Raw genomic sequence first — 23,281 nt, forward strand, 5'->3', positions numbered from 1 at the left:
AGAAGCCCTCGGGAATGCAGGGGAAAGGGGTGATTATCCCTTGGCGGGGAAATAAAACCAGTCACCCTTTCAGATAGGAAGTCACGGCATGTTTCAGCCTTTATAATGCCCCATCCTTTTCCATGGGCTTTCCCCCCCGACATGTCTGTTTCCGTTCGCGACGCCTTGCGCATGGCCGCGCTGTATGTGGTGCTCTCGTTCCTCTGGCTGGTGCTGGCCGAGGTGGTCCTGCGCAGTATGTCTGACGACCCTCTGGCATTGACCGTGGGCCGGCAGATCAACGTGGTGATGTGGGTACTGGTCAGTGCCTTGCTGATCTTTGTGTCCCGTGCCCGTCTGCTCAACTTCATCGGTATCGGCGCGCGCTTGCGCAGCGAGGACCGCGAGCGCCTGCGCATGGCCGCGGCGGTGTTCGACAGCACCCTGGAGGGGGTGTTGGTCACGGACCGCCAAGGCCTGATCGTGCATGTCAATCGGGCCTTCATGCGCATCACCGGCTACCAACAGGACGAGGTGCTGGGCCATCGCCCCAGCAAGTTCAAGTCGGGCCGCCACGGCGCGCCGTTCTACCAGCAGATCTTTGCGGCCCTGGCCGAGAAGGGGGAGTGGAGCGGCGAGATCTGGAACCGCCGTAAAAGCGGTGAAATCTACCCACAGTGGCAGACGATCTGCGCCATCCACGACGACAGTGGCGAGCTGAGCCATTACGTGGCGGTGTTCAGCGACATCAGTGCAATCAAGCATTCCGAGCAGGAACTGGCCTACCTGGCGCACCATGACCCGCTCACCGGCCTGCCCAACCGCCTGCTGTTCAACGATCGCGCCGAGCAGGCGCTGGCTTCGGCACAGGCCAACAAGCGCGGCTGCGCTTTGCTGTTGCTCGACCTGGATCACTTTCAGAGCATCAACGACGGCCTTGGCCATACCATCGGCGACCAGCTGCTCAAGCTGGTGGGCGAACGCCTGCGTGAGACCGTGGGCAGCAACGTGACCCTGGCGCGTCTGGGCGGGGACGAGTTTGGCGTGCTGGCCGAGAACTGCCAGCAGGTTGGTCAGGCCGGCAAGTTGGCGCAGGGCATCATCGAGCGCATGCGTGAGCCCTTCGAGTTTGATGGCCACCGGCTGTTCATCAGTGCCAGCGTAGGTATCAGCCTGTTCCCCAATGACGCCCTGAGCGCCGAGCAATTGTTGCGCAATGCCGATTCGGCGCTGTTCAAGGCCAAGGGCAATGGCCGTGCCTGCTATGCGCTGTACACCGAGGAGCTGACCGCCCACGCCCAGCACCGGGTGGAAACCGCGGGCGAGCTGCGCCGGGCGCTGGCCCAAGATGAGCTGCGGGTGTTCTTCCAGCCGGTGCATGATCTGGCTACAGCGAAGATGGTCGGGGTCGAGGCACTGGTCCGCTGGCAGCACCCGCAGCGAGGATTGGTGCCGCCGAGCGATTTCATCCCCATCGCCGAGCGCACCGGCCTGATTGCCGAGATCGATGCCTGGGTGTTGCGCGAAGCCTGCCGGCAGATGGTCCAGTGGCGGGAGGATGGGCGCATGCTGGCGTTCGTTGCCGTCAATATTTCCAGCCGCTTGTTCGGCCAGCGCGAGTTGTACCGGCAGGTGGCCGATGTGCTGCATCAGACAGGGTTGGAGCCGTCGCTGCTGGAGCTGGAAGTGACCGAGAGCGCGGTCATGGAAGACCCGGAGGTGGCGCTGGAGCAGCTGCACCGCCTGCGCGAGCTGGGCCTGAACCTGGCCATCGATGACTTCGGCACGGGGTACTCGTCGTTGCTGCGCCTCAAGCGCTTGCCGGTGCAGAAACTGAAGATCGACCAAGGCTTCGTGGCCGGCTTGCCGCAGGATGACGATGACATCGCCATCGTGCGGGTGATTGTCGCGCTGGCACGGAGCATGGGCATGCAGGTACATGCCGAGGGGATCGAACAGGCAGAGCAGGCGCGTTTCCTGCTGGAGCAGCAATGCCAGCTGGGGCAGGGGTATTGGTTCGGGCGGCCGGTGCCGGCTGCGGATCTGCGCTGGGGCTGAGGGGTACGGCGAGAGATTTTGTGCGCCTGTGAAACCGAGCGCCGCCCGCGCGGCGCATCGCGAGCTTTGCTCGCTCCTACGTTTGTTTTTGGCCAGTAACGCCTGTGGCAGGTGCGCGCGACCGCCTTGTTGGTACGACGCGATATCGCGTCATGCGCCAAGGCGTCCGCGCGCAAATCCCACTGGAGGCATTGGCCCGAAATAAACGTAGGAGCGAGCAAAGCTCGCGATGCGCCGCGCGGGCGGCGCTCGATCTCACAGGCGCCACACCCCCCCCTGTCAGGCACTTCAGCGTTTATTCAACCCTTTCGCCAACCGGTCCCCCCCCAGCTGGATCAGCGCGACCAAAGCCACCAGCATGGCAATCACGGTCAACATGATCTGGCTGTCGAAGCGCTGATACCCGTACCGATAGGCAATATCCCCCAGCCCACCCGCGCCAATCGCCCCGGCCATCGCCGAAGAATTGATCAGCGTCACCAGGGTAATGGTGAACCCGCCCACAATCCCCGACAGTGCTTCTGGCAGCAGCACATGCCAGACGATGTGCCAACGCCGGCAACCCATGGCCTGCGCTGCCTCCACCAAGCCGTGGTCGACCTCGCGCAGGCTCACCTCGGCAATCCGTGCGAAGAACGGCGTCGCGGCGATGGTCAGTGGCACCACGGCGGCCCACACACCATAGGTGGTGCCCACCACCAGCCGGGTGAAGGGGATCAGCGCGACCATCAGGATCAGGAACGGGATCGAGCGGAACAGGTTGACGAAGGCGCCCAGCACCCGGTTCAGCAGCGGTGCCTCGAAGATCCCGCCCTTGTCGCTGGTGACCAGCAGTATCGCCATTGGCACCCCCAGCAGCAGCGCGACCAGCGAGGACACGCCTACCATCAGCAGGGTGTCGAGCAGGCCTTCGAGCAAGCGATCAAACCACATGGCCCAGTACCTCTACGTCTTCGGCCCAGCGGCGGGCGCGTTCGAGCAATTGATGGGTGTCATGCGGCGAGCCCTGAATCGACAGGATCAGCTGCCCGAGCGCATGTTCCCCGATGGTCTCCACACCGCCCTGAAGCAGGCGCACGCGCCCGCCCAGTTCGGCGAACAGGTCGGATAGCGCCGGCTCGCCAAGCAGTGTGAGTTTGAGCACCACTGCGCTGTCACGGCCCGCCGGGCTGGCGCGAAGGTTTGCCTGTAAAGCCGCGGGCAGCTTGGCCTGCAACGGTGCCAGCAGGGTGCGGGTAACCTCATGGCGTGGGCTGCCGAACACGCGCCAGACTTCGCCCTGCTCGACGATCGCGCCACGCTCCAGCACCACCACGCGGTGACAGATGTCGCGGATCACTGCCATCTCGTGGGTGATCAGCACCACGGTCAGCCCCAGGCGCTGGTTGATGTCGCGCAGCAGTTCGAGGATCGATGCAGTAGTTTCGGGGTCCAGCGCCGAAGTGGCTTCGTCGCACAGCAGAATTTCCGGGTCATGCACCAGCGCCCGGGCAATGCCGACCCGCTGCTTCTGCCCGCCGGACAGCTGCGCCGGGTAGACGTGATATTTTTCCTGCAAACCCACCAGCTCCAGTAGCTCTCGGACCTTGCGCTGGCGCTCGGCCTTGGCCACGCCGGCCACCTTCAGCGGCAGCTCGACGTTCTGCCACACGGTCTTGGCCGACATGAGGTTGAAGTGCTGGAAGATCATGCCGATACGTCGGCGCAGGGCTACCAGGCGATCCTCGTCAAAGGGGGCGATGTCCACCTGGTCGATCAGTACACGGCCCTGGCTCGGCTGCTCGAGGCGGTTGATGGTGCGCAGCAGCGATGACTTGCCCGCACCACTGCGGCCGATGATGCCGAAGATCTCGCCACGGCGGATATTCAGGTCGATGCCGTGCAGCGCTGGCAGTTGCTGGCCAGCGTAGGTCTTGCCCAGGCCGATGAAGCGCACATGGGCTTCGTTGGCCTCCGGGCGCAGGGCCTGCTCCCTGGCCGTAGTCGGAGAGGGTTGTGTGGTGAGCGCCCGGAGCGCGCTGGCCTGGCTCATGTCAGCCCTCCCAACCGGCCTGGTACAGGCTGCCATGGGCCTTGTTCAAGGCCGAACGCACGGCAGGCGAGTGTTGGTAGATGTCGACGAACCTGGCCAGGCGCGGGTCGTCCTTGCTCTGCGGGCGGATGACGAACTGGATCACGTACTCCTTGTTTTCCAGGCCATCGAACAGCAAAGCCGAAGTGGCATCGAAGCTGTTGGCCAGGCGGATGTAGGCCGGGTAGCCCTGGACCAGGTCGGCATCATCGTAGGCACGCACCAGTTGCACGGCTTCGACTTGAAGGATCTTCAGCTGCTTCGGGTTGGCGACGATGTCATCTTCGGTAGCCTTGTAACCTACCCCCGGCTTGAGGGTGATCAAGCCAGCCTTGGCCAGCAGCTGCAGGCCGCGGCCGCTGTTGATCGGGTCGTTGGCGATGGCCACGCTGGCGCCTTCGGGCAGGTCGGCGAAGCTTTTGTACTTTTTCGAGTACAGGCCGACGTTGTTGATGATGCCCGGGGCATAGGGCACCAGATTGAAACCGGCCGCAGCCTTGGCGTTCTCCAGGAAGGGAATGTGCTGGAAGTAGTTCACGTCGATGTCGCCGCTGTTGAGGCTGACATTCGGCGCGATCCAGTCGCTGAACTCGATCAGCTTCACCTCCAGACCCTGCTTGTGGGCTTCTTCCACCGCCGCTTCCAGGGGGATGGCGAAGGCCGCGGTGGTGCCGATCTTCAGCGGCTCGGCAGCGAAGGCGCTGGTGGACAGGCCGAAGGTGATGGCGATGGCCGCGACGGGCCGGAACAGTTTTTCAAGCATGGTGCAGGGATCCAGTCGGGGTAGGGGTTGGGGTGTTGCGGTAGGTGGAACCTGGGTGGTCGGCGGGCAGGTGCGGGTGGTCGCTGGCAAAAAGCTTCTCGCGCAGGGTGCCGTCGGCGTAGGCGGTCTTGTAGCGGCCACGTTGCTGCAGTTGCGGGATCACCAGCTCGATGAAGTCCTCATAGCTTTCCGGGGTGACGGTGCGGGTCAGGTTGAAGCCGTCCAGGCCGGTTTCGTCGATCCAGGCGATCAGCTGTTCGGCTACCTGATCGGGCGCGCCGACCAGGGTTACATAGCGCCCGCCAAGGGCGTGTTGCTCCAGTAGACGGCGGCGGGTCCAGGCGTTCTCCTGCAGCTGGCGGGTGGCCGACTGGATGGCGTTGCCCTTACTGGCGCCAATCGGCTCGTCCAGCCCGTAGGCGGCGAAGTCGATGCCGGTAGAGGCGGCGAAGTGCGCCACGCCGGCTTCCGCGCTGGCATGCTGCAGATACTCGGCATGCTTGGCCTGGGCCTGTTGCTCGGTGGGGGCGACGATCACGGTGATACCCATGAACACCTTCACCGCCTGCGGATCGCGGCCGGCGGCCCGGGCAGCCGCGCGGACCTTGTCGACCTGGGCGCGGGTGGCGGCCTTGTCCTGGCCGCTGATGAACACGCACTCGGCATGGTTGCCAGCGAAGGCCAGGCCGCGCGGCGAACTGCCCGCCTGGAACAACACCGGCGTACGCTGTGGCGAGGGTTCGCACAGGTGGTAGCCCTCGACCTTGTAGAACTCGCCCTGGTGGCGGACCTTGCGCACCTTGCTTGGCTCGGCGTACACCCGGCGTTGGCGGTCGTTGACCACGGCATCATCGGCCCAGCTGCCCTCCAGCAGCTTGTACAGCACCTGCAGGTATTCGTCGGCCTGGTCGTAGCGGCGGTCGTGCTCGGGCTGTTGCTCCAGGCCCATGGCGCGGGCGGCGCTATCGAGGTAACCGGTGACGATGTTCCAGCCGACCCGGCCGTTGCTCAGGTGGTCGAGGGTGGAGAGGCGCCGGGCGAATAGGTATGGCGCCTCGTAGGTGAGGTTGGCGGTGAGGCCGAAGCCCAGGTGGCGGGTGGCGGCGGCCATGGCCGAGACCAGCAGCAGCGGGTCGTTGACCGGCAGCTGGATCGACTCCTTCAGGGTGACGTCCACGGAGTTGCCGTAGATGTCGTAGGTGCCGACGATGTCGGCGATGAACAGGCCGTCGAACAGCCCGCGCTCGAGCAGGCGCGCCAGGTCGGTCCAGTATTCCAGGGTCTTGTACCGGGTCGAGGTGTCCCGTGGGTGGGTCCACAGGCCGTGGTTGATGTGCCCGATGCAGTTCATGTTGAAGGCATTGAGCAAGATCTGCCTGGCCATCAGATGGTCCCCCGGCGTGGTGGGTTTTCCTGGTTCAGGTAGTAGTTGCCGATGGCGTGGTACTTCCAGCGCACCGGGTCGTGCAGGGTGTGCACACGGGCGTTGCGCCAGTGGCGGTCGAGGTTGTGCTCGGCCAGGGTGGCCTGGCTACCGGCCAGTTCGAATAGCGTGGTGCCGGCGGCGAGGGAGACTTCCGTGCTGATTGCCCGTGCTTCGGCAACGGCAATGGAGGCAGCGGCGACGGTGTCGGCATTGCTGTAGGCCTGGGCGCGGTCGAGGAACTCGCCGGCGCGTTCGAGCAACGCTTCAGCGGCATGCAGGCGGCTCACCAGCTGGCCGAAGCTTTTCAGGGTCAGCGGGTCGTCGCTGGCCTTGTCCAGGCCGGAGTCGACCCACGGTCGGCTGCGTGTGCGCACGAAGTGCAGGGCATCATCCAGCGCGGCGCGGGCGATACCGGTGTCGATGGCCGCGTGGAGAATCTGCGCCAACGGGCCGACCGGTGTCGGGCGCTCGAAGGCACTCTGGAACGGCACCACGTCGTTGGCATCGACCCAGACGTTGTCGAAGGTCACCGAGCCGCTGCCGGTGGTGCGCTGGCCGAAGCCGCTCCAGTCGTCGATCACCAGCAGGCCCTGGCTGTCGGCAGGGACGAAAGCCAACTGCTGGCGGCTCTGGTCGTCGATCACCGAGGTCGGGATGCGCTGGGCATACAGCGCGCCGGTGGCGTAGAACTTGCGGCCGTTGACGCGGTAGCCGGCGCCGTCGCGGGTCAGGCGGGTGGTGCGATCGTGGGCGGTTTTCGTGCCCAGTTCGGCCAGGGCGTTACCGAAGCGGCGGCCGGCCAGCACTTCGGCGTAGAGGCGCCGCTGCTGCTCGGGACTGCCGTTTACCCGCAGCACTTCGAGGGCGTAGAAGTGATTCTGGGGAATCTGGCCGAGGGAGGCATCGGCCTGGGCGATGCGGGCGATGACCTGGGCCAGAGTGATATTGGACACGCCCGCGCCGCCGAAGGTTTTGGGGACGCTGATGGCCCACAGGCCGGAGCGGGTGAACAGCTCCAGCTCGGCGTGGGGCAGGCGGCGTTCGCGGTCGCGCAGGGCGCTGTCGCGTTTGAGTTGCTGGGCGATGTGCTCGGCGACGGAAAGTGCCTGGGCGTCGCTGGTTATAACTGATGTTGTCATGGTGTTCTCCGGGGCCATTGGGGCTGCAAAGCAGCCCCCAAGGGCCTCAAGTCAGATCCAGGAATGCCGGGCGGGCAGGGTGCCGTTGAGGTGATAGGCGCCAATCGCGTGGTACTTCCAGCGTACCGGGTCGTGCAGGGTATGCACCCGGGCATTGCGCCAGTGCCGGTCGAGGTTGAACTCGGCCAGGCTTGCGCGGCTGCCCGCCAGCTCGAACAGCTTCTCGCTGGCCTGCAGCGAGATCTCGGTGGTCAGCACCTTGGCCTCGGCCACGGCAATCGACGCCCGCGCTGCGGCAGCGGCATCGACCGGCCCGGCATTGACCTCGTCGAGCACGCGCGCGGCCTTGCGCAGCAGCGCCTCGGCGGCATGCAGCTCAAGCTTCAGGCGGCCGATGTCGGCAATCACGTAAGGGTCATCGCTGGCGCGCTCGACCTTGGCCTCGATCCACGGCCGGGACTTTTCGCGGACGAAGGTGATGGCGTCGTCGATGGCGGCCTCGGCGATGCCGGCATCGATCGCCGCCTGAATCAGCTGCGAGGCCGCGCCCTGGATATTGGGGAGATCGCGCTGGCGCCAATTGTCGATGACCAGCTCGGCATCGACCGGTACCTGGTCGAGCAGCACGGTACCGCTGGCAGTGGTGCGCTGGCCGAAGCCGGACCAGTCGTCGACGATACGTAGCCCCGGGCTGCCGCGGCGGACGAAGGCCAGGCGCTGGCGGCCTTCGTCGTCCAGCGCCTTGACCGCCACCCAATGGGCGAACAGCGCGCCGGTGGAATAGAACTTTTCACCGCTGATGCGATAGCCGTCACCGCTGCGGGTGATCCTGGCCTTGAGCGTCAGGGTGTCCTTGGTGCCGCGCTCGGGGCCGGCATTGCCGATGCGCCAGCCGTCCAGCACGTTGCGGAAGATCAGCGCCTGCTGGGCCTCGGTAGCGGTCAGGCGCAGCAGTTGCAGCATGCCGAACTGGTTCTGCGGGATCTGCCCCAGGGCCGGGTCGGCGGCGCTGATCAGGCGGAACACCTCGGCGACAGTTTCAAACGAGACGTCCGGGCCGCCATGGGCCTTGGGCACGCTGATGCTGCCAAGGCCACTGCGGGTGAACTGTTCGATTTCTGCCCAGGGCAGCTTGCGTTGCTGGTCACGACGGGCGGCCTGCTCGCGGGCACTTTCGGCCAGTTCGCGGGCGGCTTGCAGGGCCTCGGCATCGTTGCGCAGGACCTTGGCCGGCAGCAGCAGGGGCGAGCTGTCGAGGTCACTGTGGAATTGGGTATTTGGCTGGGTGGTCATCAGAACCGAACCTCACAAAGTGGATGCGTCGCTTCAGCTGATGGCGACAGACATTTGCTGGTCCGGTGGTCCGGTTCATATACCCTAAAGGCTTATTAAAGGTTTATGAACTAACTTTTTGGAATATTTATAGAAGAGGGATTTGCATTGGATGTGCCGGCCTCTTCGCGGAACAAGCCCGCTCCTACAGGTGATCGTGCCGCCTGTAGGAGCAGGCTTGTCCCGCGAAAGGGCCAGCGAAGGTTTATTCGGAGGCAGCAGTCCCGAGGAACTTGCGCAGGAACTGCCGGGTACGCTCCTCCTTCGGATTGGCGAACAGCGCCTTGGCCTCGCCCTGTTCCACGATCACACCCTTGTCGAAGAAGATCACCCGATTGGCCACGTCCCTGGCAAAGCTCATCTCGTGGGTAACGATGATCATGGTGCGCTTCTCCTCGGCCAGGCCGCGGATGGTCGCCAGCACCTCGCCGACCAGCTCCGGGTCGAGGGCCGAGGTGGGTTCGTCGAACAGGATCACTTCAGGTTCCATGGCCAGCGCACGGGCAATCGCCACGCGCTGCTGCTGGCCGCCGGAAAGACGCCGCGGGTAGGCGTCTTCCTTGCCGGCCAGGCCGACCTTGGCCAGCAACCGCCGGCCCAGGTCGATGGCCTGTTCGCGAGGCGTCTTCTTGACGATCACCGGGCCTTCGATGACGTTTTCCAACGCGGTGCGGTGGGGGAACAGGTTGAAGTTCTGGAACACGAAGCCAGCCTGCTGGCGCAGGCGGCGGATCGCACTTTGTTGGCCGGCGAGCGGGCGGTTGGCATCGATGCTGATGTCACCGATCTGGATCTGCCCGGCATCCGGGGTTTCCAGCAGGTTGAGGCACCGCAGGAAGGTGGTCTTGCCCGAGCCGCTGGGGCCGATGATGGCCACCACTTCACCGGGTTGCACGGTCAGGTCGATACCGTTGAGCACGGTCTGGCCCTTGAACTGCTTGGTCAGGCCTTTGGCGACGATCATCTCATTGCTCCTGGTCGTGCTGGTTGACCCGCGCTTCCATGCGGTTCTGGAAGTGCGCGAGGATGCTGCAGAGGATCCAGTAGATCACGGCAACGGCCAGGTACATGGTGAACACTTCGAAGGTGCGCGCGGTAATCAGCTGCGCCTGGCGGAACAGCTCGGGCACCTGGATGGTCGCTGCCAGGGCGGTGTCCTTGACCAGCGAGATGAAGCTGTTGCCCAGCGGTGGCAGCGCGGTGCGCAGTGCCTGGGGCAGGATCGCCCGGCGCATGGCCTGGGTGCGGGTCATGCCGATGCTGGCTGCGGCTTCCCACTGGCCGCGGTCGATCGAGGAGATCGCCGCACGCAGGATTTCGCAGATGTAGGCCGCCATGTTCAAAGACAGGCCGATCAGCGAGGCCGGAATCGGGTCGAGCTCGATACCGATCTGCGGCATGCCGAAGTAGATCACGAACAGCTGCACCAGCAGCGGCGTGCCGCGGAAGAACGACACGTAGACCCGGGCCAGCCAGTTCAGCGGCAGGATCTTCGACAGCCGCATCAGTGCCAGGGCAAAGCCCAGTACCAGGCCGAAGAACATGCCGCCAACACTGAGCAGCACCGTATAGCCCGCGCCCTTCAGCAGGAAGGGCGTGGAGTCGGCAACGAGTTGCAGGCTTTCAGCGATCATTTGGTGACATCGGCACCGAAGTATTTCTCCGACAGCTTGGCCAGCGTGCCGTCGGCCTTGAGCTTGTCGATGGCCTTGTTGATCGCGGCCAGCAGCTCAGGCTCACCTTTGCGCAGGGCCACGCCGCTTTCAAGGCGCGAGAAGGCGTCGCCAGCCAGCTCGGTGTCCTTGGCCTTCTGGGCGTATTCCAGCGCAGCCAGGCGGTCGATCAGGATGGCGTCGATGCGGCCGTTGCGCAGGTCGGCGAATTTGCTCGGGTCGTCCTCATAGGTGCGCACGTCAGCCTTCGGCACGTCCTGCTTCACCCATTGCTCGTAGTTGGTGCCAAGGCCCACGCCAACCTTCTTGCCGGCCAGGTCCTGCGCACTCTTGATGTTCAGCTGCTCGGCCTTCTTCTTCAGGACCAGCGCCTGGATGCCGGAGATGGTGTAGGGCTCGGAGAAGTCGTACTTCTTCTTGCGCTCCTCGGAGATGGTCACCTGGTTGACCACCACGTCCAGGCGCTTGGATTCCAGCGCGGCGAGGATGCCGTCCCATTTGGTCGGCTGGATCTTGGCCTTGACCCCCAGCTCCTTGGCCAGCAATTCGGACAGCTCCACCTCGAAGCCGGTCAGCTTGCCGTTTTCATCCTGGAAGCTGAACGGCGGGTACGTACCCTCAAGGCCGACGTTGATCACGCCTTTTTCCTCGATGGTCTTCAGTTGCTCGCCGGCGAAGGCCTGGCCGAGCAGGCCGGCACCCAGCAGGATGGCCAGGCTGGCGTTGAGAAGCGGTTTGGCAAATTTCGACATGTCAGGCCCCGCGCTTGTTGTTGAAGTAGTGGGTGGCGACTATAGAGTTGGCTTGATAGGCCAGGAAATAATAAAAACTTATTTTGTTATTTCCATTTTGATCTATGCCAGGTTTTGGCTGCTTTGAGGGTAGGCCAGGATAGTGCCGCCGTCATCGCGGCTTATGCCCGACTTAGCGCAGGATGGAATAAAGCGTTGTTTTTTCCAAGGGACAGATTTGCCGTAGAGTGGAACGCATAACGACAGATTGGCCACCTTCGGCAGGAGAACATCGTGAGCGAACAACCTTCATCTGGGCACTGGCAACTGCACAGCATCGTCAGTGGCCTGCGCGGTGCCCGCGAGCAATGGCGCAGCCGCAATGGCCGCAGCAGTGGCGAACAGGGCGGGCGCGAGCTGCCTTCGCGCGAGGCCATGCGGCAGATTCTCGAACAGCTGTGCGGGGCGCTGTTCCCGATGCGCCTGGGCCCGGTAGACCTGCGTGAAGAGAGCGAGGACTTCTATGTTGGCCATACCCTCGACGCGGCGCTGACGGCCTTGCTCGCGCAGGCGCGGCTGGAACTGCGCTACGCCGCCCGCCAGAGCAGGACGGAACTGCAGGGTATCGACGCCCAGGCCTTGCGCCTGATCCAGGACTTCGCGGCGGCCTTGCCGGGCCTGCGTGTGCTGCTCGATACCGATGTGCTTGCGGCCTATCACGGCGACCCGGCGGCGCGTAGCGTTGACGAGGTACTGCTGTGCTATCCGGGGATCCTGGCGATCATCCATCACCGTCTGGCTCACCACCTTTACAAGGCAGGGCTGCCGCTGCTGGCGCGGATCAGCTCGGAGCTGGCGCATTCGGCCACCGGTATCGACATTCATCCCGGCGCGCAGATCGGCCAGAGCTTCTTCATCGACCACGGTACCGGCGTAGTGATTGGCGAGACCGCGATCATCGGTGAGCGGGTGCGCATCTATCAGGCGGTTACCCTGGGCGCCAAGCGCTTCCCAAGCGATGAGTCTGGGACGCTGCACAAAGGGCTGCCACGCCACCCAATCGTCGAGGACGATGTGGTGATCTATGCCGGGGCGACGATCCTGGGGCGCATTACCATCGGCAAGGGCTCGACCATTGGCGGTAACGTCTGGCTGACCCGCAGTGTGCCGGCCGATAGCAACATCACCCAGGCCAACCTGCAACTGGATTGCCAGGACAAGAACTGATTCACAAGGGGCGCCAATCGGCGCCCCGGTTCGCTTTGAAAGCCGATCCATGTTTAACTTGAACGCTTGTTCAATGAAAAACGCTGGTCCGCTGCCGGTGTTCAACAGGAGGATTCCTTTGCTGAACCCGTTCATTCCGAACCTCACGTCGATCGACGAGGTGCCTGTTTCATGAGTGCACCGTCCCCATCCCTTGCCAATGGCAAGATCCGCATGAACCCGCCGGTGTTCTACTTCGCGGCTAGTTTCATTCTTATCTTCGGCCTGGTGGTCGTCGCCTTCCCGCAGGCATCCGGTGAGTGGTTGCTGGCGGCGCAGAACTGGGCGGCCAACACGGTCGGCTGGTACTACATGCTGGCCATGACCCTGTATCTGGTGTTCGTGGTGGTCACGGCCTTGTCTGGCTACGGCAAGATCAAGCTCGGGGCCGACCATGACGAGCCCGAGTTCAGCTATTTGTCCTGGGCCGGCATGTTGTTCGCCGCCGGTATCAGCATCACGCTGTTCTTCTTCTGCGTGTCCGAACCGCTGACCCACATGCTCACCCCGCCCCAGGGTGAAGGGGGCACGGCCGAGGCCGGGCGCCAGGCAATGGAGATCCTGTTCCTGCACTGGGGCCTGCATGGCTGGGGCGTGTTCGCCTTCGTCGGCATGGCGCTGGCCTACTTCGCCTACCGGCACAACCTGCCGCTGGCCCTCCGTTCGGCGCTGTATCCGCTGATCGGCAAACGTATCAATGGCCCGATCGGCTATGCCGTCGACGGCTTCGGCATCATTGCCACGGTGTTCGGCCTGGGCGCCGACATGGGCTTTGGTGTGCTGCACCTGAACGCCGGCCTCGACTACCTGTTCGGCATCAGCCACAGCCAGTGGGTGCAGGTGATCCTCATCGCGCTGATGATGGGCGCGGCGGTGGCGGTAGCCGTGGCGGGTGTGGAAAAGGGCGTGCGGGTGATGAGCGACATCAACCTGTTCCTGGCCTGTGCATTGCTGCTGTTCGTGCTGTTCGCCGGGCCCACCCAGCACCTGTTCAATACCCTGATCCAGAACCTCGGCGATTACCTCGGTGCCTTGCCGCGCAAGAGCTTCGACGTGTACGCCTATGGCGAGCAACGTGACTGGCTGGGTGGCTGGACGGTGTTCTACTGGGCCTGGTGGATTGCCTGGGCGCCGTTCGTGGGCTTGTTCATCGCGCGCATCTCGCGTGGCCGCACCATCCGTGAGTTCGTTTTCGGCGTGCTGCTGATCCCGTTGGGCTTCACCCTGGCGTGGATGTCGATCTTCGGCAACAGCGCGCTGGACCAGGTGATCAACCACGGCATGACCGCGCTCGGCCAGTCGGCGTTGGACAACCCGTCGATGAGCCTGTACCTGCTGCTGGAAACTTACCCGTGGAGCAAGACGGTGATTGCCGTGACGGTGTTCATCAGCTTCGTGTTCTTCGTCACCTCGGCCGACTCCGGCACCGTGGTGCTGTCGACCCTGTCCGCCAAGGGCGGCGGTGCTGATGAAGACGGGCCGAACTGGTTGCGCATCTTCCGGGGCGCGATGACTGCGCTGATCACCAGCGGCCTGTTGTTCGCGGGCAGTATCGATTCGCTGAAGTCCGCGGTGGTGCTGACCTCGCTGCCGTTCTCGCTGATCTTGCTGTGCATGATGTGGGGGTTGCACAAGGCCTTCTACCTGGAGAGCCAGCGGCAGATCGCGCAGATGCACTCGCTGGCACCGTTCGCCCAGTCACGCCGTGGTCGTGGTGGCTGGCGTCAACGCCTGAGCCAGGCCGTGCATTTCCCGTCGCGGGACGAGGTGTACCGCTTCATGGACGACGTGGTACGCCCGGCGATAGCCGAAGTGCGTGAGGTGTTCGAGCAGAAGGGCCTGGTGCTGGTGACCCAGGACGATCCGAGCCATGACAACGTCAGCCTGAAGGTTGGCCATGGCGAGGAACAGCCGTTCATCTACCAGGTGCAGATGCGTGGCTACTTCACGCCGTCGTTCGCGTTGGGTGGGCTGGGCACGCAGGAGTTGAAGAACCGCCGGTACTACCGGGCCGAGGTGCACCTGAGCGAAGGCAGCCAGAACTATGACCTGGTGGGCTACAGCAAGGAGCAGATCATCAACGACATCCTCGACCAGTACGAGCGGCACATGCAGTTCCTGCATCTGGTCAGGTAGTAGTCTGTACCGGCCTCTTCGCGGGACAAGCCCGCTCCTACAAGGGCAATACGATTCCTGTAAGAGCGGGCTTGTCCCGCGAAGAGGCCAGAGCAGGGAAACCATTCAGAAGGGCGCATCTCCGAGGATTGTGGCCCGGTGCATCACCCGCCGATTGGGCCGGTAATCATCCACCGCAAAATGCTGGGTCACGCGGTTGTCCCAGAACGCCACGTCATTCTCCTGCCAACGCCAGCGAATGCTGAACTCCGGCCGCGTCGCATGGGCGAACAGCAGCTTCAGCAGCGCCTCGCTTTCCAGCTCGCTCAGCTCATTGATGCGCGTGGTGAACCCTTCATTGACAAACAACGCCTTGCGCCCGCTCACCGGATGCGTGCGCACCACCGGGTGCGACAACGGCGGGTTGTTGCGCCGGGCCACTTCCCAGCGCGCCAGGTCCTCGGCGGTGGTACCAAAGCGCTCCAGCGGGAACGACTTGGTGAAGTCGTGGGTGGCGGTCAGGCCATCGAGCATCTCGCGCAGCGGCGCCGACAAGGCTTCGAACGCAGCGATACCGCTGGCCCACAAGGTGTCGCCGCCGTAGGCCGGCAACTGCTTGGCGCTGAGCACCGCGCCCAGCGCCGGGGTCGGCAGGAACGTCACGTCGGTGTGCCACACGGCGTTGTCGCGCACATCGGTGACTGCCGTGTCGAGGATCAGCACCTGCGGCGTCTCTGGCACGTTGGGGTAGATCGGGTGGATGTGCAGGTCGCCGAAACGGGCGGCGAAGCGCGCCTGTTGCTCCGGGTTGATCGGCTGGTCGCGGAAGAACAGCACCTGGTGCTGAAGCAGCGCCTGCTCGATGGCATCGCGCTGTTCGGCGGTGATGTCGCGGCTGATGTCCACGCCGCTGATCTGTGCGCCGAGCGCCGGGCTGAGGGGAGTGATGGTCAGGCTCATGTCGGTCTCTTCAATCAGGCGCCAGGCTGCTGGCGTGGTCAACAGGAATTCAGTGGCTCTGCCCGTGCCAGGGCACCAGCTTGCGTTGCAGGGCGCGCAGGCCCATTTCCAGGGCGAAGGCGATCAAGGCGATCAGCAGGATGCCCAGCACCACCACGTCGGTGACCAGGAACTGCGCCGCCGACTGCACCATGAAACCCAGGCCGCTGGTGGCAGCGATCAGCTCGGCGGCGACCAGGGTCGACCAACCGACCCCGAGGCCGATGCGGATGCCGGTCAGAATGTCGGGCAGAGCGCTGGGCAGGATCACGTGGCGGATCAGCTGCACCTTGGTTGCGCCCAGCGACTGCGCCGCGCGCAGCTTGGCCGGGTCGACGGTGCGCACGCCGGTGGCGGTGGCGATGGCAATCGGGGCGAAGATCGCCAGGTAGATCAGCAGCACCTTGGACAGCTCGCCGATGCCGCACCAGATGACGATCAGCGGCAGGTAGGCCAGCGGCGGGATCGGCCGGTAGAACTCGATCAGCGGGTCGAGGATGCCACGGGCCACACGGTTGTAGCCGATGGCGATGCCGACCGGGATGGCAGTCAAGGTCGCGGCGACCAGGGCCAGGCCTATGCGGCCCAGGCTGGCGCCCAGGTGCTGCCACAGGCTGGCGTCCATGTAGCCCTGGGTGAGCAGGGTCCAGGCCTTGGCCAGGATGTCGCTGGGCGAGGGCAGGAACAGCGGCTCGATCCAGCCTGCGGCCGTCACCAGCCACCAGGCGAGCAGCAGGCTGGCCAAGGTCAGGGCGCTGATCCAGCGGGTAGACAATGGGCGGCGGGCCCGGGGGGCGGGCCGGGTTTGATTGTCGCGTTTGCCGGCGACCGGCAGATCCAGGCTGCTCATGCGCGCTCCTGCAGGTTTTGGCGTTGGGAGAACACGCGGGCCAGTACATGCTCGCGGGTCTCGATGAAGCGTGGATCGGACTTGATCGCCCGGGCCGACTCGCCAGCGGCATAGCGCTGGCCGAAGTCCAGCTGCAGGCGCTCGACCACGCGGCCGGGGTTTGGGGCCAGCAGCACCAGCTCGCTGGCGAGGAACACCGCTTCCTCGATGTCGTGGGTAATCAGGAATACCGGTTTGGCGGTGCGCTGCCAGACCTGCAGCAGCAGCTCCTGCATCTGCTCACGGGTGAAGGCATCGAGGGCGCCGAACGGTTCGTCCATCAGCAGCACCCGCGGGTCGGCGGCCAGTGCCCGGGCCAGCCCCACGCGCTGCTTCTGGCCACCGGACAGTTGCCAGATGCGCCGCTCGCCGAAGCCGTCGAGGTCGACCAGGGCCAGCATCTCGCGGGCCTTGGCCTCACGCTGTTCGCGTGGCACTCCGGCCAGCTCCAGGCCAAAGGCGACATTGCCCAGCACGTTCTGCCAAGGCAGCAGGGCATCATCCTGGAACACCACGCCACGCTCGGCCCCCGGGCCCTGTACCGGCATGCCGTCGAGGGTGATGCGCCCGCTGCTCGGGGCGACGAAGCCGGCGATCAGGTTCAGCAGCGAGGTCTTGCCACTGCCGGATGGCCCGAGGGCCACCAGCAGTTGGCGCGGCCCCAGGCTCAGGTTGATGTCGGCCAGCACCGGGGCGGTGGCGCCGGGGTACTGTGCGCTGATGCGCTCCAGTTCGAGCAAGGCCATGGCAGGCTCCGTGCGGTTGCAGTCTTAGTTGGGGATGTACTGGGCGCTGACGTACGGCGAGTAGTCCGGCAGCACCGCGTCGACCTTGCCTTGCTGCTTGAGGAAGGTGGCCGTGTCGGTCAGCGCCTGGGTGGTGGGTGCGCCTAGTTCCCTGGTTTGGTCGGCGGCCAGCGGGTAGACGTTGCCCTGCAGCAGCACCGGGATATCAGCCAGTTTGGCGCCGGACAGCTTGGCCAGCTTGGCGACGTTGTCCGGGTTGGCCAGCCAGGCTTGAGGGTCCTTGCGGTAGTCGGCGTAGGCGTCGAGGGTGACCTTGGCGAAAGCCTTGACCACCTCTGGGTGCTTGGCGGCGAAGTCCTTACGCACGATCCAGGCATCGAAGGTCGGTGCGCCTTTTTCGGCCAGTTCGCCCGAGGTGATCAGCACCTTGCCGTTTTCCTTGGCCACGCCCAGGGCCGGGTCCCAGACGTAGGTGGCGTCGATGTCTCCGCGCTTCCAGGCGGCAATGATCGCCGGTGGCGCGAGGTTGAGGATCTGTACTTTGGATGGGTCGATGTTCCAGCTCTTCAGCGCGGCCAGCAGGCTGTAGTGGCCAGTGGAAACGAACGGCACGGCGACTTTCTTGCCGATCAGGTCCTGCGGGGTCTTGATGCTGTCGCGGGCGACCAGGGCCTCGCCGGCACCGATCTGGGTGGCGATGAGGAAGGTCTCGACCGGCAGCTTGCGGGTCGCTGCGGCAGCCAGCGGGCTGGAGCCGAGGTAACCGATCTGCACGTCGCCGCTGGCCACGGCGGTGATCACGTCCGCGCCGTTATCGAACTTGCGCCAGTCGATGCTGGCCTTGCTGGCTTTTTCGTAGTTGCCATCGACCTGGGCCACCTTGGCCGGGTCGACGGTGGTCTGGTAGGCAACGGTGAGGTCGGCGGCCTGGGCCAACCAGCTGGCGCTGGCGAGGGTCAGGGCGGCGAACAGGCGCAGCGGAGCATGCGGGATCATGGTGAACCTCTCGTCAGGCAATGGATGTATTGGATGACGAGAAGGCTAAATGATCTAAGAAATAGAAAATAAATAACTTTTTAGAATTAGCTTAGGAGCCAAACGCTTTAACGCTCGCCATAACCGGAAAAGGCACCTGGCGCAACGGCGATCCGCTGCTAATCTTTTTTCCCTTCGTAAGGGGGTGTGACCGGTTGCTGGTCGGCAAACGTTTGCAAATAACCTAAAGGTATGATTGACAGCGCCGATACAACTTTTCGTAGTAAAGGTTCCTACGATATTCCGTAAAAATCTTACTAATTCATAAAACGGTCATTTTGGATTTATAGGATTGTCATTATCCTGTAGCGCAGGGGGCGTCTTAGACCAAAGTCGAGAAACGTTTAGAAACTATTGACTTAATGGTCACGCTTTGGGGCTAATCGCCCATCCACGGTTGAGCGGGGCAACAGATCCTGCCGCCAGAGATACACAAGAATTAGAACGTAGAGGAGCAAAACATGTACAAGTCCAGCCTGGCCGTGGCCGTGGCACTGGGGGTTTTCGCCCAAACAGCAGGCGCTGCCGGTTTCGTTGAAGACAGCAAACTGTCGCTGAGCTCGCGCACCATGTACTTCAACAACGATAACCGCGATGGCGGTAACGACAACCGTGAATCAGGTCAGGGCTTCAAGCTCGACTACATCTCCGGTTTCACCCCAGGCACCGTTGGTTTCGGTGTCGACGCCCAGGCCCTGTGGGGGATTCACCTGGATGGCGGTCGCGGCAAGCACCCGGATAACAGCAGCTTCTTCCCAAGCGACAGCGACGGTTCGGCTGTAGACCAGTGGGCACGCTTCGGCGCCAACGCCAAGGCCCGCTTCTCGAAGACCGAGGTTCACTTCGGTAGCGCCCTGGCGCCAAACCTGCCGATCCTGGTGTCCAACGACGGTCGTCTGCTGCCGCAGACCTTCGAGGGTGGCACCATCCAGTCGAAGGAAATCGATAACCTGACCGTCAACGCCGGTCAGCTGACCCACGCCATGGGTCGTGCTTCGAGCAACCGCACCGGCCTGTCGGTCGCCGGCGCCACTGCCGACAGCAACAAGTTCCGCTTCGGCGGCCTGGACTACAAGCTCACTCCAGACCTGACCCTGCAGTACTACTACTCGAACCTGGAAGACTTCTACAAGCAGCACTTCCTGGGCGCGACCCACGTCTTCAAGATCGCTGACGACCAGTCGTTCAAAACCGACCTGCGCTACTTCGACAGCAGCAGCGACGGCAACAACGGTCACGGCGGCGGCTACAACTTCAACAACAACGGTGGCTATGCCAAGAACACTGGCAAGGTCGACAACAAGACCTGGTCTGCCATGTTCACCTACACCCTCGGTGGCCATGCGCTGATGCTCGGTCGTCAGCAAGTCAGCGATGACGGCGGTTTCGTCTGGCTGAACCAAGGCAGTGTGGTTGACGGCAACGGCCGCAACGAAGGTGCTGGTGGTTCCAGCTTCTACCTGTTCACCGACAGCATGATCAACCAGTTCGCCCGTGCTGGCGAGAACACCAACTTCGGTCAGTACTCCTATGACTTCGCCTCGCTGGGCGTTCCAGGCCTGAAGGCTTCGGTTGCCTACCTGCGTGGTGACGACATTCGCTACAAGAGCGGCCACGGCACCTACAACGAATGGGAACGTGACGCACGCGTCGACTACACCATTCAGCAAGGCACCCTCAAAGGCTTGGGCTTCAGCCTGCGTCAGGGCGTCTACCGTGGTGGCAGCAACGAAGCCAGCGCCGACCAGGATCAGACTCGCTTCATCGTGAACTACACTTACAGCTTCCTGTAAGTCGTAGCCACACCAAAAGCCTCGCCTAGTGCGAGGCTTTTTTATGGCCGCGATTTCGTATGCGTAAAAGTTATAAATAAATCGTTATTTATTCTTTTTGTTTCTCATCGAATGCAGGCACATTGAACCCACACGCCAGAACACAGCACAGGAGCCGCACCCCATGAGCCTCAAACTCGGCGACATCGCCCCGGACTTCGAGCAGGAATCCAGTGAAGGCAAGATCCGCTTCCACGAATGGCTGGGCAGCAGCTGGGGTGTGCTGTTTTCCCACCCGGCAGACTTTACCCCGGTATGCACCACCGAACTGGGCCTGACTGCAAAGCTCAAGGAAGACTTCGCCAAGCGCGGCGTGAAGGCCATCGCTCTGTCGGTCGACCCGGTCGATTCGCACCACAAGTGGATCGAGGATATCAATGAGACCCAGAACACCGTGGTCAACTTCCCGATCATCGCCGACGCCGACCGCAAGGTGTCCGACCTGTACGACTTGATTCACCCCAATGCCAGCGACACCCTCACCGTGCGTTCGCTGTTCGTCATCGACCCGAACAAGAAGGTGCGCCTGACCATTACCTATCCGGCCAGTACCGGGCGCAACTTCAACGAAATCCTGCGGGTGATCGACTCGCTGCAGCTCACCGACAACCACAAGGTCGCCACGCCAGGTAACTGGCAGGACGGCGACGAGGTTGTGATCGTGCCTTCGCTGAAGGACGAAGACGAGATCAAGCAGCGCTTCCCGAAAGGTTATCGGGCGGTGAAACCCTATCTGCGGCTGACCCCGCAGCCTAATCGCTGATGAATTTCTCGTTGCATTGCTCTTAGCCATAGCAGGGATTTTCGGGCCGTTTCGACGGCCCTTTTTTATGGCTGTAAAAACCTGAATGACTCAAATTAAAATGGAATAAACAAATGAAAAAATATGATTTCTAGATATATGAACGGGCTGGTAATGTCACTCCAACAGAACACCAGGCAACGCCGAAACTACTGACCGGCCGAGCCATTGCTCCACCACCTTACTCGCCCGCCAACGAGGCAAGCAGGTGCAACCCGAACCTCAATCGCACAGGAGAGCGCCATGCGCACAGTCTTCTTGCGTCGTGGTCTGGTCGCCCTGTTTGCGGCGGCTGTGTCCTTCGGCGCCATCACCCAAGCCCAGGCCGAAAGCCTGCGAATCGGTTACCAGAAGTACGGCACCCTGGTGTTGCTCAAGGCCAAAGGCACGCTGGAAAAGCGCCTGGCCGAGCAGGGTGTGCAAGTGCAGTGGACCGAGTTCCCTGGCGGCCCACAGCTGCTTGAAGGGCTGAACGTCGGCTCGATCGACTTCGGTGTCACCGGCGAGACACCGCCCGTGTTCGCCCAGGCCGCTGGCGCCGACCTGCTCTACGTGGCCTATGAGCCGCCAGCGCCGCACAGCGAAGCCATCCTCGTGCCGAAAGGTTCGCCGATCCAGTCGGTGAAAGAACTCAAAGGCAAGAAAGTCGCCTTCAACAAAGGCTCCAACGTTCATTACCTGCTGGTCCGCGCTCTGGAAGATGCCGGCCTCAATTACAGCGACATCCAGCCCGTCTACCTGCCGCCTGCCGATGCCCGCGCCGCCTTCGAGCGTGGCAGTGTCGATGCCTGGGTAATCTGGGACCCGTACCAGGCCGCCGCCGAGCAACAGCTGCAGGCCCGTACCCTGCGTGACGGCAAGGGCCTGGTCGACAACCACCAGTTCTACCTGGCTACCCGCAACTACGCCACCCAACACCCGGCGGTGATCAGCACCCTGATCGACGAAGTGCGTGCCGTGGGCCAGTGGTCCCAGGCCAACCCGCAGGAAGTCACCGACCAGGTCGCGCCATTGCTCGGCCTGCCCGGCGATATCACCCTGACCTCGGTCAAGCGCCAAGGATACGGTGCCCAGCCGCTCACCCCGCAAGTGGTGGCCGCACAACAGAAGATCGCCGACACCTTCCAGGCGCTCAAGCTGATTCCCAAGCCGCTGAGCATCAAGGACGTGATCTGGACACCCCCGGCCAAGGTCGCCACCGCGCCTTGATTGATTCGCCTGCGCCGGGGCACCGCCCTGGCCCTCGCCACCCTTGAGGAGACAACTCCAATGAGCCTTAACATATTCTGGTTCCTTCCTACCCACGGTGACGGCAAGTACCTGGGCACTTCCGACGGCGCCCGCGCGGTCGATCACGGTTACCTGCAGCAAATCGCCCAGGCCGCCGACCGCCTGGGTTTCGGAGGGGTGTTGATCCCTACCGGGCGTTCCTGCGAAGACTCCTGGTTAGTGGCGGCGTCGCTGATTCCGGTGACCCAGCGCCTGAAATTCCTGGTAGCCCTGCGCCCAGGCATCATTTCGCCGACCGTGGCCGCACGCCAGGCCGCGACCCTCGATCGGCTGTCCAACGGCCGTGCGCTATTCAACCTGGTGACCGGGGGCGACCCGGATGAACTGGCCGGTGACGGCCTGCACCTGAACCACCAGGAGCGCTACGAAGCCTCGGTCGAGTTCACCCGCATCTGGCGCAAGGTGCTGGAAGGCGAAACCGTCGACTACGACGGCAAGCACATCCAGGTGAAGGGCGCCAAGCTGCTCTATCCACCGATCCAGCAGCCGCGTCCGCCGCTGTACTTTGGTGGTTCGTCGGACGCGGCCCAGGACCTCGCAGCCGAGCAGGTCGAGCTTTACCTGACCTGGGGCGAGCCGCCGAGCGCCGTTGCCGAGAAGATCGCCCAGGTACGTGAGAAAGCTGCCGCTCAGGGCCGGGAAGTACGCTTCGGCATCCGCCTGCACGTGATCGTGAGGGAGACCAACGAAGAAGCCTGGGCTGCCGCTGACAAGCTGATTTCGCACCTGGACGACGACACCATTGCCCGTGCCCAGGCCTCGCTGGCGCGTTTCGACTCGGTCGGCCAGCAGCGCATGGCGGCCCTGCACAAGGGCAACCGCGACAACCTGGAAGTCAGCCCCAACCTCTGGGCCGGTGTCGGCCTGGTGCGTGGCGGTGCCGGCACCGCGCTGGTCGGCGATGGCCCGACCGTGGCGGCACGGGTCAAGGAATACGCCGAGCTGGGTATCGATACCTTTATCTTCTCTGGTTATCCACACCTGGAAGAGTCGTACCGGGTGGCCGAACTGCTGTTCCCGCACCTCGATGTGCAGCGCCCGGAGCAGGCCAAGGCTGGCGGCTACGTGAGCCCGTTCGGCGAAATGGTCGCCAACGACATCCTGCCCAAGTCCGTCGCGCAGAGCTGAGGGCCGG

The 23,281-nt window shown here is 63.5% G+C and carries 20 protein-coding genes; 7 read left to right on the forward strand and 13 right to left on the reverse strand.

The window, feature by feature from the left end:
* Positions 1–141: 141 nt before the first annotated feature.
* Positions 142–2,037: a phosphodiesterase DibA gene (dibA, locus tag BGP85_RS14480; protein ID WP_103448568.1), complete on the forward strand. Its 1,896-nt coding sequence runs from the start codon at positions 142–144 to the stop codon at positions 2,035–2,037.
* A 288-nt stretch (positions 2,038–2,325) separates the two neighbouring features.
* On the opposite strand, the gene BGP85_RS14485 is transcribed toward dibA, so the two are convergent.
* The 9 genes from BGP85_RS14485 to tcyJ form a co-directional block, all read right to left on the reverse strand.
* A complete protein-coding gene (locus BGP85_RS14485) occupies positions 2,326–2,970 on the reverse strand; it encodes a methionine ABC transporter permease (RefSeq protein ID WP_103448569.1) in 645 nt (214 codons plus the stop codon).
* Positions 2,960–4,069 (reverse strand): methionine ABC transporter ATP-binding protein, encoded by a 1,110-nt coding sequence (locus BGP85_RS14490; RefSeq protein ID WP_103448570.1) that lies wholly within the window; start codon positions 4,067–4,069, stop codon positions 2,960–2,962. The genes BGP85_RS14485 and BGP85_RS14490 overlap by 11 nt, the downstream gene beginning before the upstream one ends.
* A gap of 1 nt (position 4,070) precedes the next feature.
* On the reverse strand, positions 4,071–4,871 hold the full coding sequence (locus BGP85_RS14495; RefSeq protein ID WP_103448571.1) for a MetQ/NlpA family ABC transporter substrate-binding protein: 801 nt from the start codon (positions 4,869–4,871) through the stop codon (positions 4,071–4,073).
* Complete coding sequence (locus tag BGP85_RS14500) at positions 4,864–6,255, reverse strand: LLM class flavin-dependent oxidoreductase (protein WP_103448572.1); 1,392 nt, start codon at positions 6,253–6,255, stop codon at positions 4,864–4,866. Before BGP85_RS14500 ends, BGP85_RS14495 begins: the two co-directional genes overlap by 8 nt.
* A complete protein-coding gene (locus BGP85_RS14505; RefSeq protein WP_103449860.1) occupies positions 6,255–7,436 on the reverse strand; it encodes an SfnB family sulfur acquisition oxidoreductase in 1,182 nt (393 codons plus the stop codon). Before BGP85_RS14505 ends, BGP85_RS14500 begins: the two co-directional genes overlap by 1 nt.
* Positions 7,437–7,487: 51 nt before the next feature.
* Complete coding sequence (locus tag BGP85_RS14510; RefSeq protein WP_103448573.1) at positions 7,488–8,729, reverse strand: SfnB family sulfur acquisition oxidoreductase; 1,242 nt, start codon at positions 8,727–8,729, stop codon at positions 7,488–7,490.
* A 244-nt stretch (positions 8,730–8,973) separates the two neighbouring features.
* Positions 8,974–9,732 (reverse strand): L-cystine ABC transporter ATP-binding protein TcyN, encoded by a 759-nt coding sequence (gene tcyN / locus BGP85_RS14515; protein ID WP_103448574.1) that lies wholly within the window; start codon positions 9,730–9,732, stop codon positions 8,974–8,976.
* A gap of 1 nt (position 9,733) precedes the next feature.
* Positions 9,734–10,402, reverse strand: coding sequence for a cystine ABC transporter permease (tcyL, locus tag BGP85_RS14520; protein ID WP_027917633.1), 669 nt, complete (start codon positions 10,400–10,402; stop codon positions 9,734–9,736).
* Positions 10,399–11,193 (reverse strand): cystine ABC transporter substrate-binding protein, encoded by a 795-nt coding sequence (tcyJ, locus tag BGP85_RS14525; protein WP_103448575.1) that lies wholly within the window; start codon positions 11,191–11,193, stop codon positions 10,399–10,401. Before tcyJ ends, tcyL begins: the two co-directional genes overlap by 4 nt.
* Before the next feature lie 273 nt (positions 11,194–11,466).
* Here tcyJ and epsC point away from each other — a divergent pair, with 273 nt between their 5' ends.
* Entirely contained in the window at positions 11,467–12,399 is a 933-nt protein-coding gene (epsC, locus tag BGP85_RS14530) for a serine O-acetyltransferase EpsC (RefSeq protein ID WP_103448576.1), read from the forward strand.
* A 213-nt stretch (positions 12,400–12,612) separates the two neighbouring features.
* Positions 12,613–14,574, forward strand: coding sequence for a choline transporter BetT (gene betT, locus BGP85_RS14535; protein WP_181004555.1), 1,962 nt, complete (start codon positions 12,613–12,615; stop codon positions 14,572–14,574).
* Between the two features lie 105 nt (positions 14,575–14,679).
* Here the strand turns inward: betT and tauD are convergent, their stop codons facing one another.
* From tauD to tauA, 4 genes are read right to left on the reverse strand one after another with little or no spacing between them, the layout of a single operon-like run.
* Entirely contained in the window at positions 14,680–15,513 is an 834-nt protein-coding gene (tauD, locus tag BGP85_RS14540; RefSeq protein WP_103449861.1) for a taurine dioxygenase, read from the reverse strand.
* A 49-nt stretch (positions 15,514–15,562) separates the two neighbouring features.
* Positions 15,563–16,402: a taurine ABC transporter permease TauC gene (gene tauC, locus BGP85_RS14545; RefSeq protein ID WP_103448578.1), complete on the reverse strand. Its 840-nt coding sequence runs from the start codon at positions 16,400–16,402 to the stop codon at positions 15,563–15,565.
* Positions 16,399–17,187, reverse strand: coding sequence for a taurine ABC transporter ATP-binding subunit (gene tauB / locus BGP85_RS14550; protein WP_103448579.1), 789 nt, complete (start codon positions 17,185–17,187; stop codon positions 16,399–16,401). Before tauB ends, tauC begins: the two co-directional genes overlap by 4 nt.
* A 24-nt stretch (positions 17,188–17,211) precedes the next feature.
* Entirely contained in the window at positions 17,212–18,183 is a 972-nt protein-coding gene (tauA, locus tag BGP85_RS14555) for a taurine ABC transporter substrate-binding protein (protein ID WP_103448580.1), read from the reverse strand.
* Between the two features lie 500 nt (positions 18,184–18,683).
* Here tauA and BGP85_RS14560 point away from each other — a divergent pair, with 500 nt between their 5' ends.
* The 4 genes from BGP85_RS14560 (at position 18,684) to ssuD (ending at position 23,274) form a co-directional block, all read left to right on the forward strand.
* Positions 18,684–20,015 (forward strand): OprD family porin, encoded by a 1,332-nt coding sequence (locus BGP85_RS14560; RefSeq protein ID WP_103448581.1) that lies wholly within the window; start codon positions 18,684–18,686, stop codon positions 20,013–20,015.
* Positions 20,016–20,178: 163 nt separating this feature from the next.
* Positions 20,179–20,817 carry a peroxiredoxin gene (locus BGP85_RS14565; RefSeq protein WP_027917624.1) on the forward strand — a complete coding sequence of 213 codons (639 nt, stop codon included), beginning with the start codon at positions 20,179–20,181 and terminating at the stop codon, positions 20,815–20,817.
* 282 nt (positions 20,818–21,099) lie between these two features.
* Positions 21,100–22,065 (forward strand): sulfonate ABC transporter substrate-binding protein, encoded by a 966-nt coding sequence (locus tag BGP85_RS14570; RefSeq protein WP_103448582.1) that lies wholly within the window; start codon positions 21,100–21,102, stop codon positions 22,063–22,065.
* A 60-nt stretch (positions 22,066–22,125) separates the two neighbouring features.
* Positions 22,126–23,274: an FMNH2-dependent alkanesulfonate monooxygenase gene (gene ssuD / locus BGP85_RS14575; RefSeq protein ID WP_103448583.1), complete on the forward strand. Its 1,149-nt coding sequence runs from the start codon at positions 22,126–22,128 to the stop codon at positions 23,272–23,274.
* Positions 23,275–23,281: the final 7 nt, after the last annotated feature.

The sequence above is a fragment of the Pseudomonas putida genome (genome assembly GCF_002906855.1).
In the GTDB taxonomy this organism is placed as follows: domain Bacteria; phylum Pseudomonadota; class Gammaproteobacteria; order Pseudomonadales; family Pseudomonadaceae; genus Aquipseudomonas; species Aquipseudomonas putida_N.

Coding starts and splice junctions, on each gene's coding strand:
- BGP85_RS14570 (WP_103448582.1), top strand. CDS start 21,100: ATGCGCACAGTCTTCTTGCGTCGTGGTCTGGTCGCCCTGTTTGCGGCG.
- dibA (WP_103448568.1), top strand. CDS start 142: ATGTCTGTTTCCGTTCGCGACGCCTTGCGCATGGCCGCGCTGTATGTG.
- BGP85_RS14505 (WP_103449860.1), bottom strand. CDS start 7,436: ATGACAACATCAGTTATAACCAGCGACGCCCAGGCACTTTCCGTCGCC.
- betT (WP_181004555.1), top strand. CDS start 12,613: ATGAACCCGCCGGTGTTCTACTTCGCGGCTAGTTTCATTCTTATCTTC.
- tauC (WP_103448578.1), bottom strand. CDS start 16,402: ATGAGCAGCCTGGATCTGCCGGTCGCCGGCAAACGCGACAATCAAACC.
- tauD (WP_103449861.1), bottom strand. CDS start 15,513: ATGAGCCTGACCATCACTCCCCTCAGCCCGGCGCTCGGCGCACAGATC.
- tauB (WP_103448579.1), bottom strand. CDS start 17,187: ATGGCCTTGCTCGAACTGGAGCGCATCAGCGCACAGTACCCCGGCGCC.
- BGP85_RS14485 (WP_103448569.1), bottom strand. CDS start 2,970: ATGTGGTTTGATCGCTTGCTCGAAGGCCTGCTCGACACCCTGCTGATG.
- BGP85_RS14500 (WP_103448572.1), bottom strand. CDS start 6,255: ATGGCCAGGCAGATCTTGCTCAATGCCTTCAACATGAACTGCATCGGG.
- BGP85_RS14565 (WP_027917624.1), top strand. CDS start 20,179: ATGAGCCTCAAACTCGGCGACATCGCCCCGGACTTCGAGCAGGAATCC.
- tcyJ (WP_103448575.1), bottom strand. CDS start 11,193: ATGTCGAAATTTGCCAAACCGCTTCTCAACGCCAGCCTGGCCATCCTG.
- tauA (WP_103448580.1), bottom strand. CDS start 18,183: ATGATCCCGCATGCTCCGCTGCGCCTGTTCGCCGCCCTGACCCTCGCC.
- BGP85_RS14560 (WP_103448581.1), top strand. CDS start 18,684: ATGTACAAGTCCAGCCTGGCCGTGGCCGTGGCACTGGGGGTTTTCGCC.
- tcyL (WP_027917633.1), bottom strand. CDS start 10,402: ATGATCGCTGAAAGCCTGCAACTCGTTGCCGACTCCACGCCCTTCCTG.
- ssuD (WP_103448583.1), top strand. CDS start 22,126: ATGAGCCTTAACATATTCTGGTTCCTTCCTACCCACGGTGACGGCAAG.
- BGP85_RS14510 (WP_103448573.1), bottom strand. CDS start 8,729: ATGACCACCCAGCCAAATACCCAATTCCACAGTGACCTCGACAGCTCG.
- BGP85_RS14495 (WP_103448571.1), bottom strand. CDS start 4,871: ATGCTTGAAAAACTGTTCCGGCCCGTCGCGGCCATCGCCATCACCTTC.
- BGP85_RS14490 (WP_103448570.1), bottom strand. CDS start 4,069: ATGAGCCAGGCCAGCGCGCTCCGGGCGCTCACCACACAACCCTCTCCG.
- tcyN (WP_103448574.1), bottom strand. CDS start 9,732: ATGATCGTCGCCAAAGGCCTGACCAAGCAGTTCAAGGGCCAGACCGTG.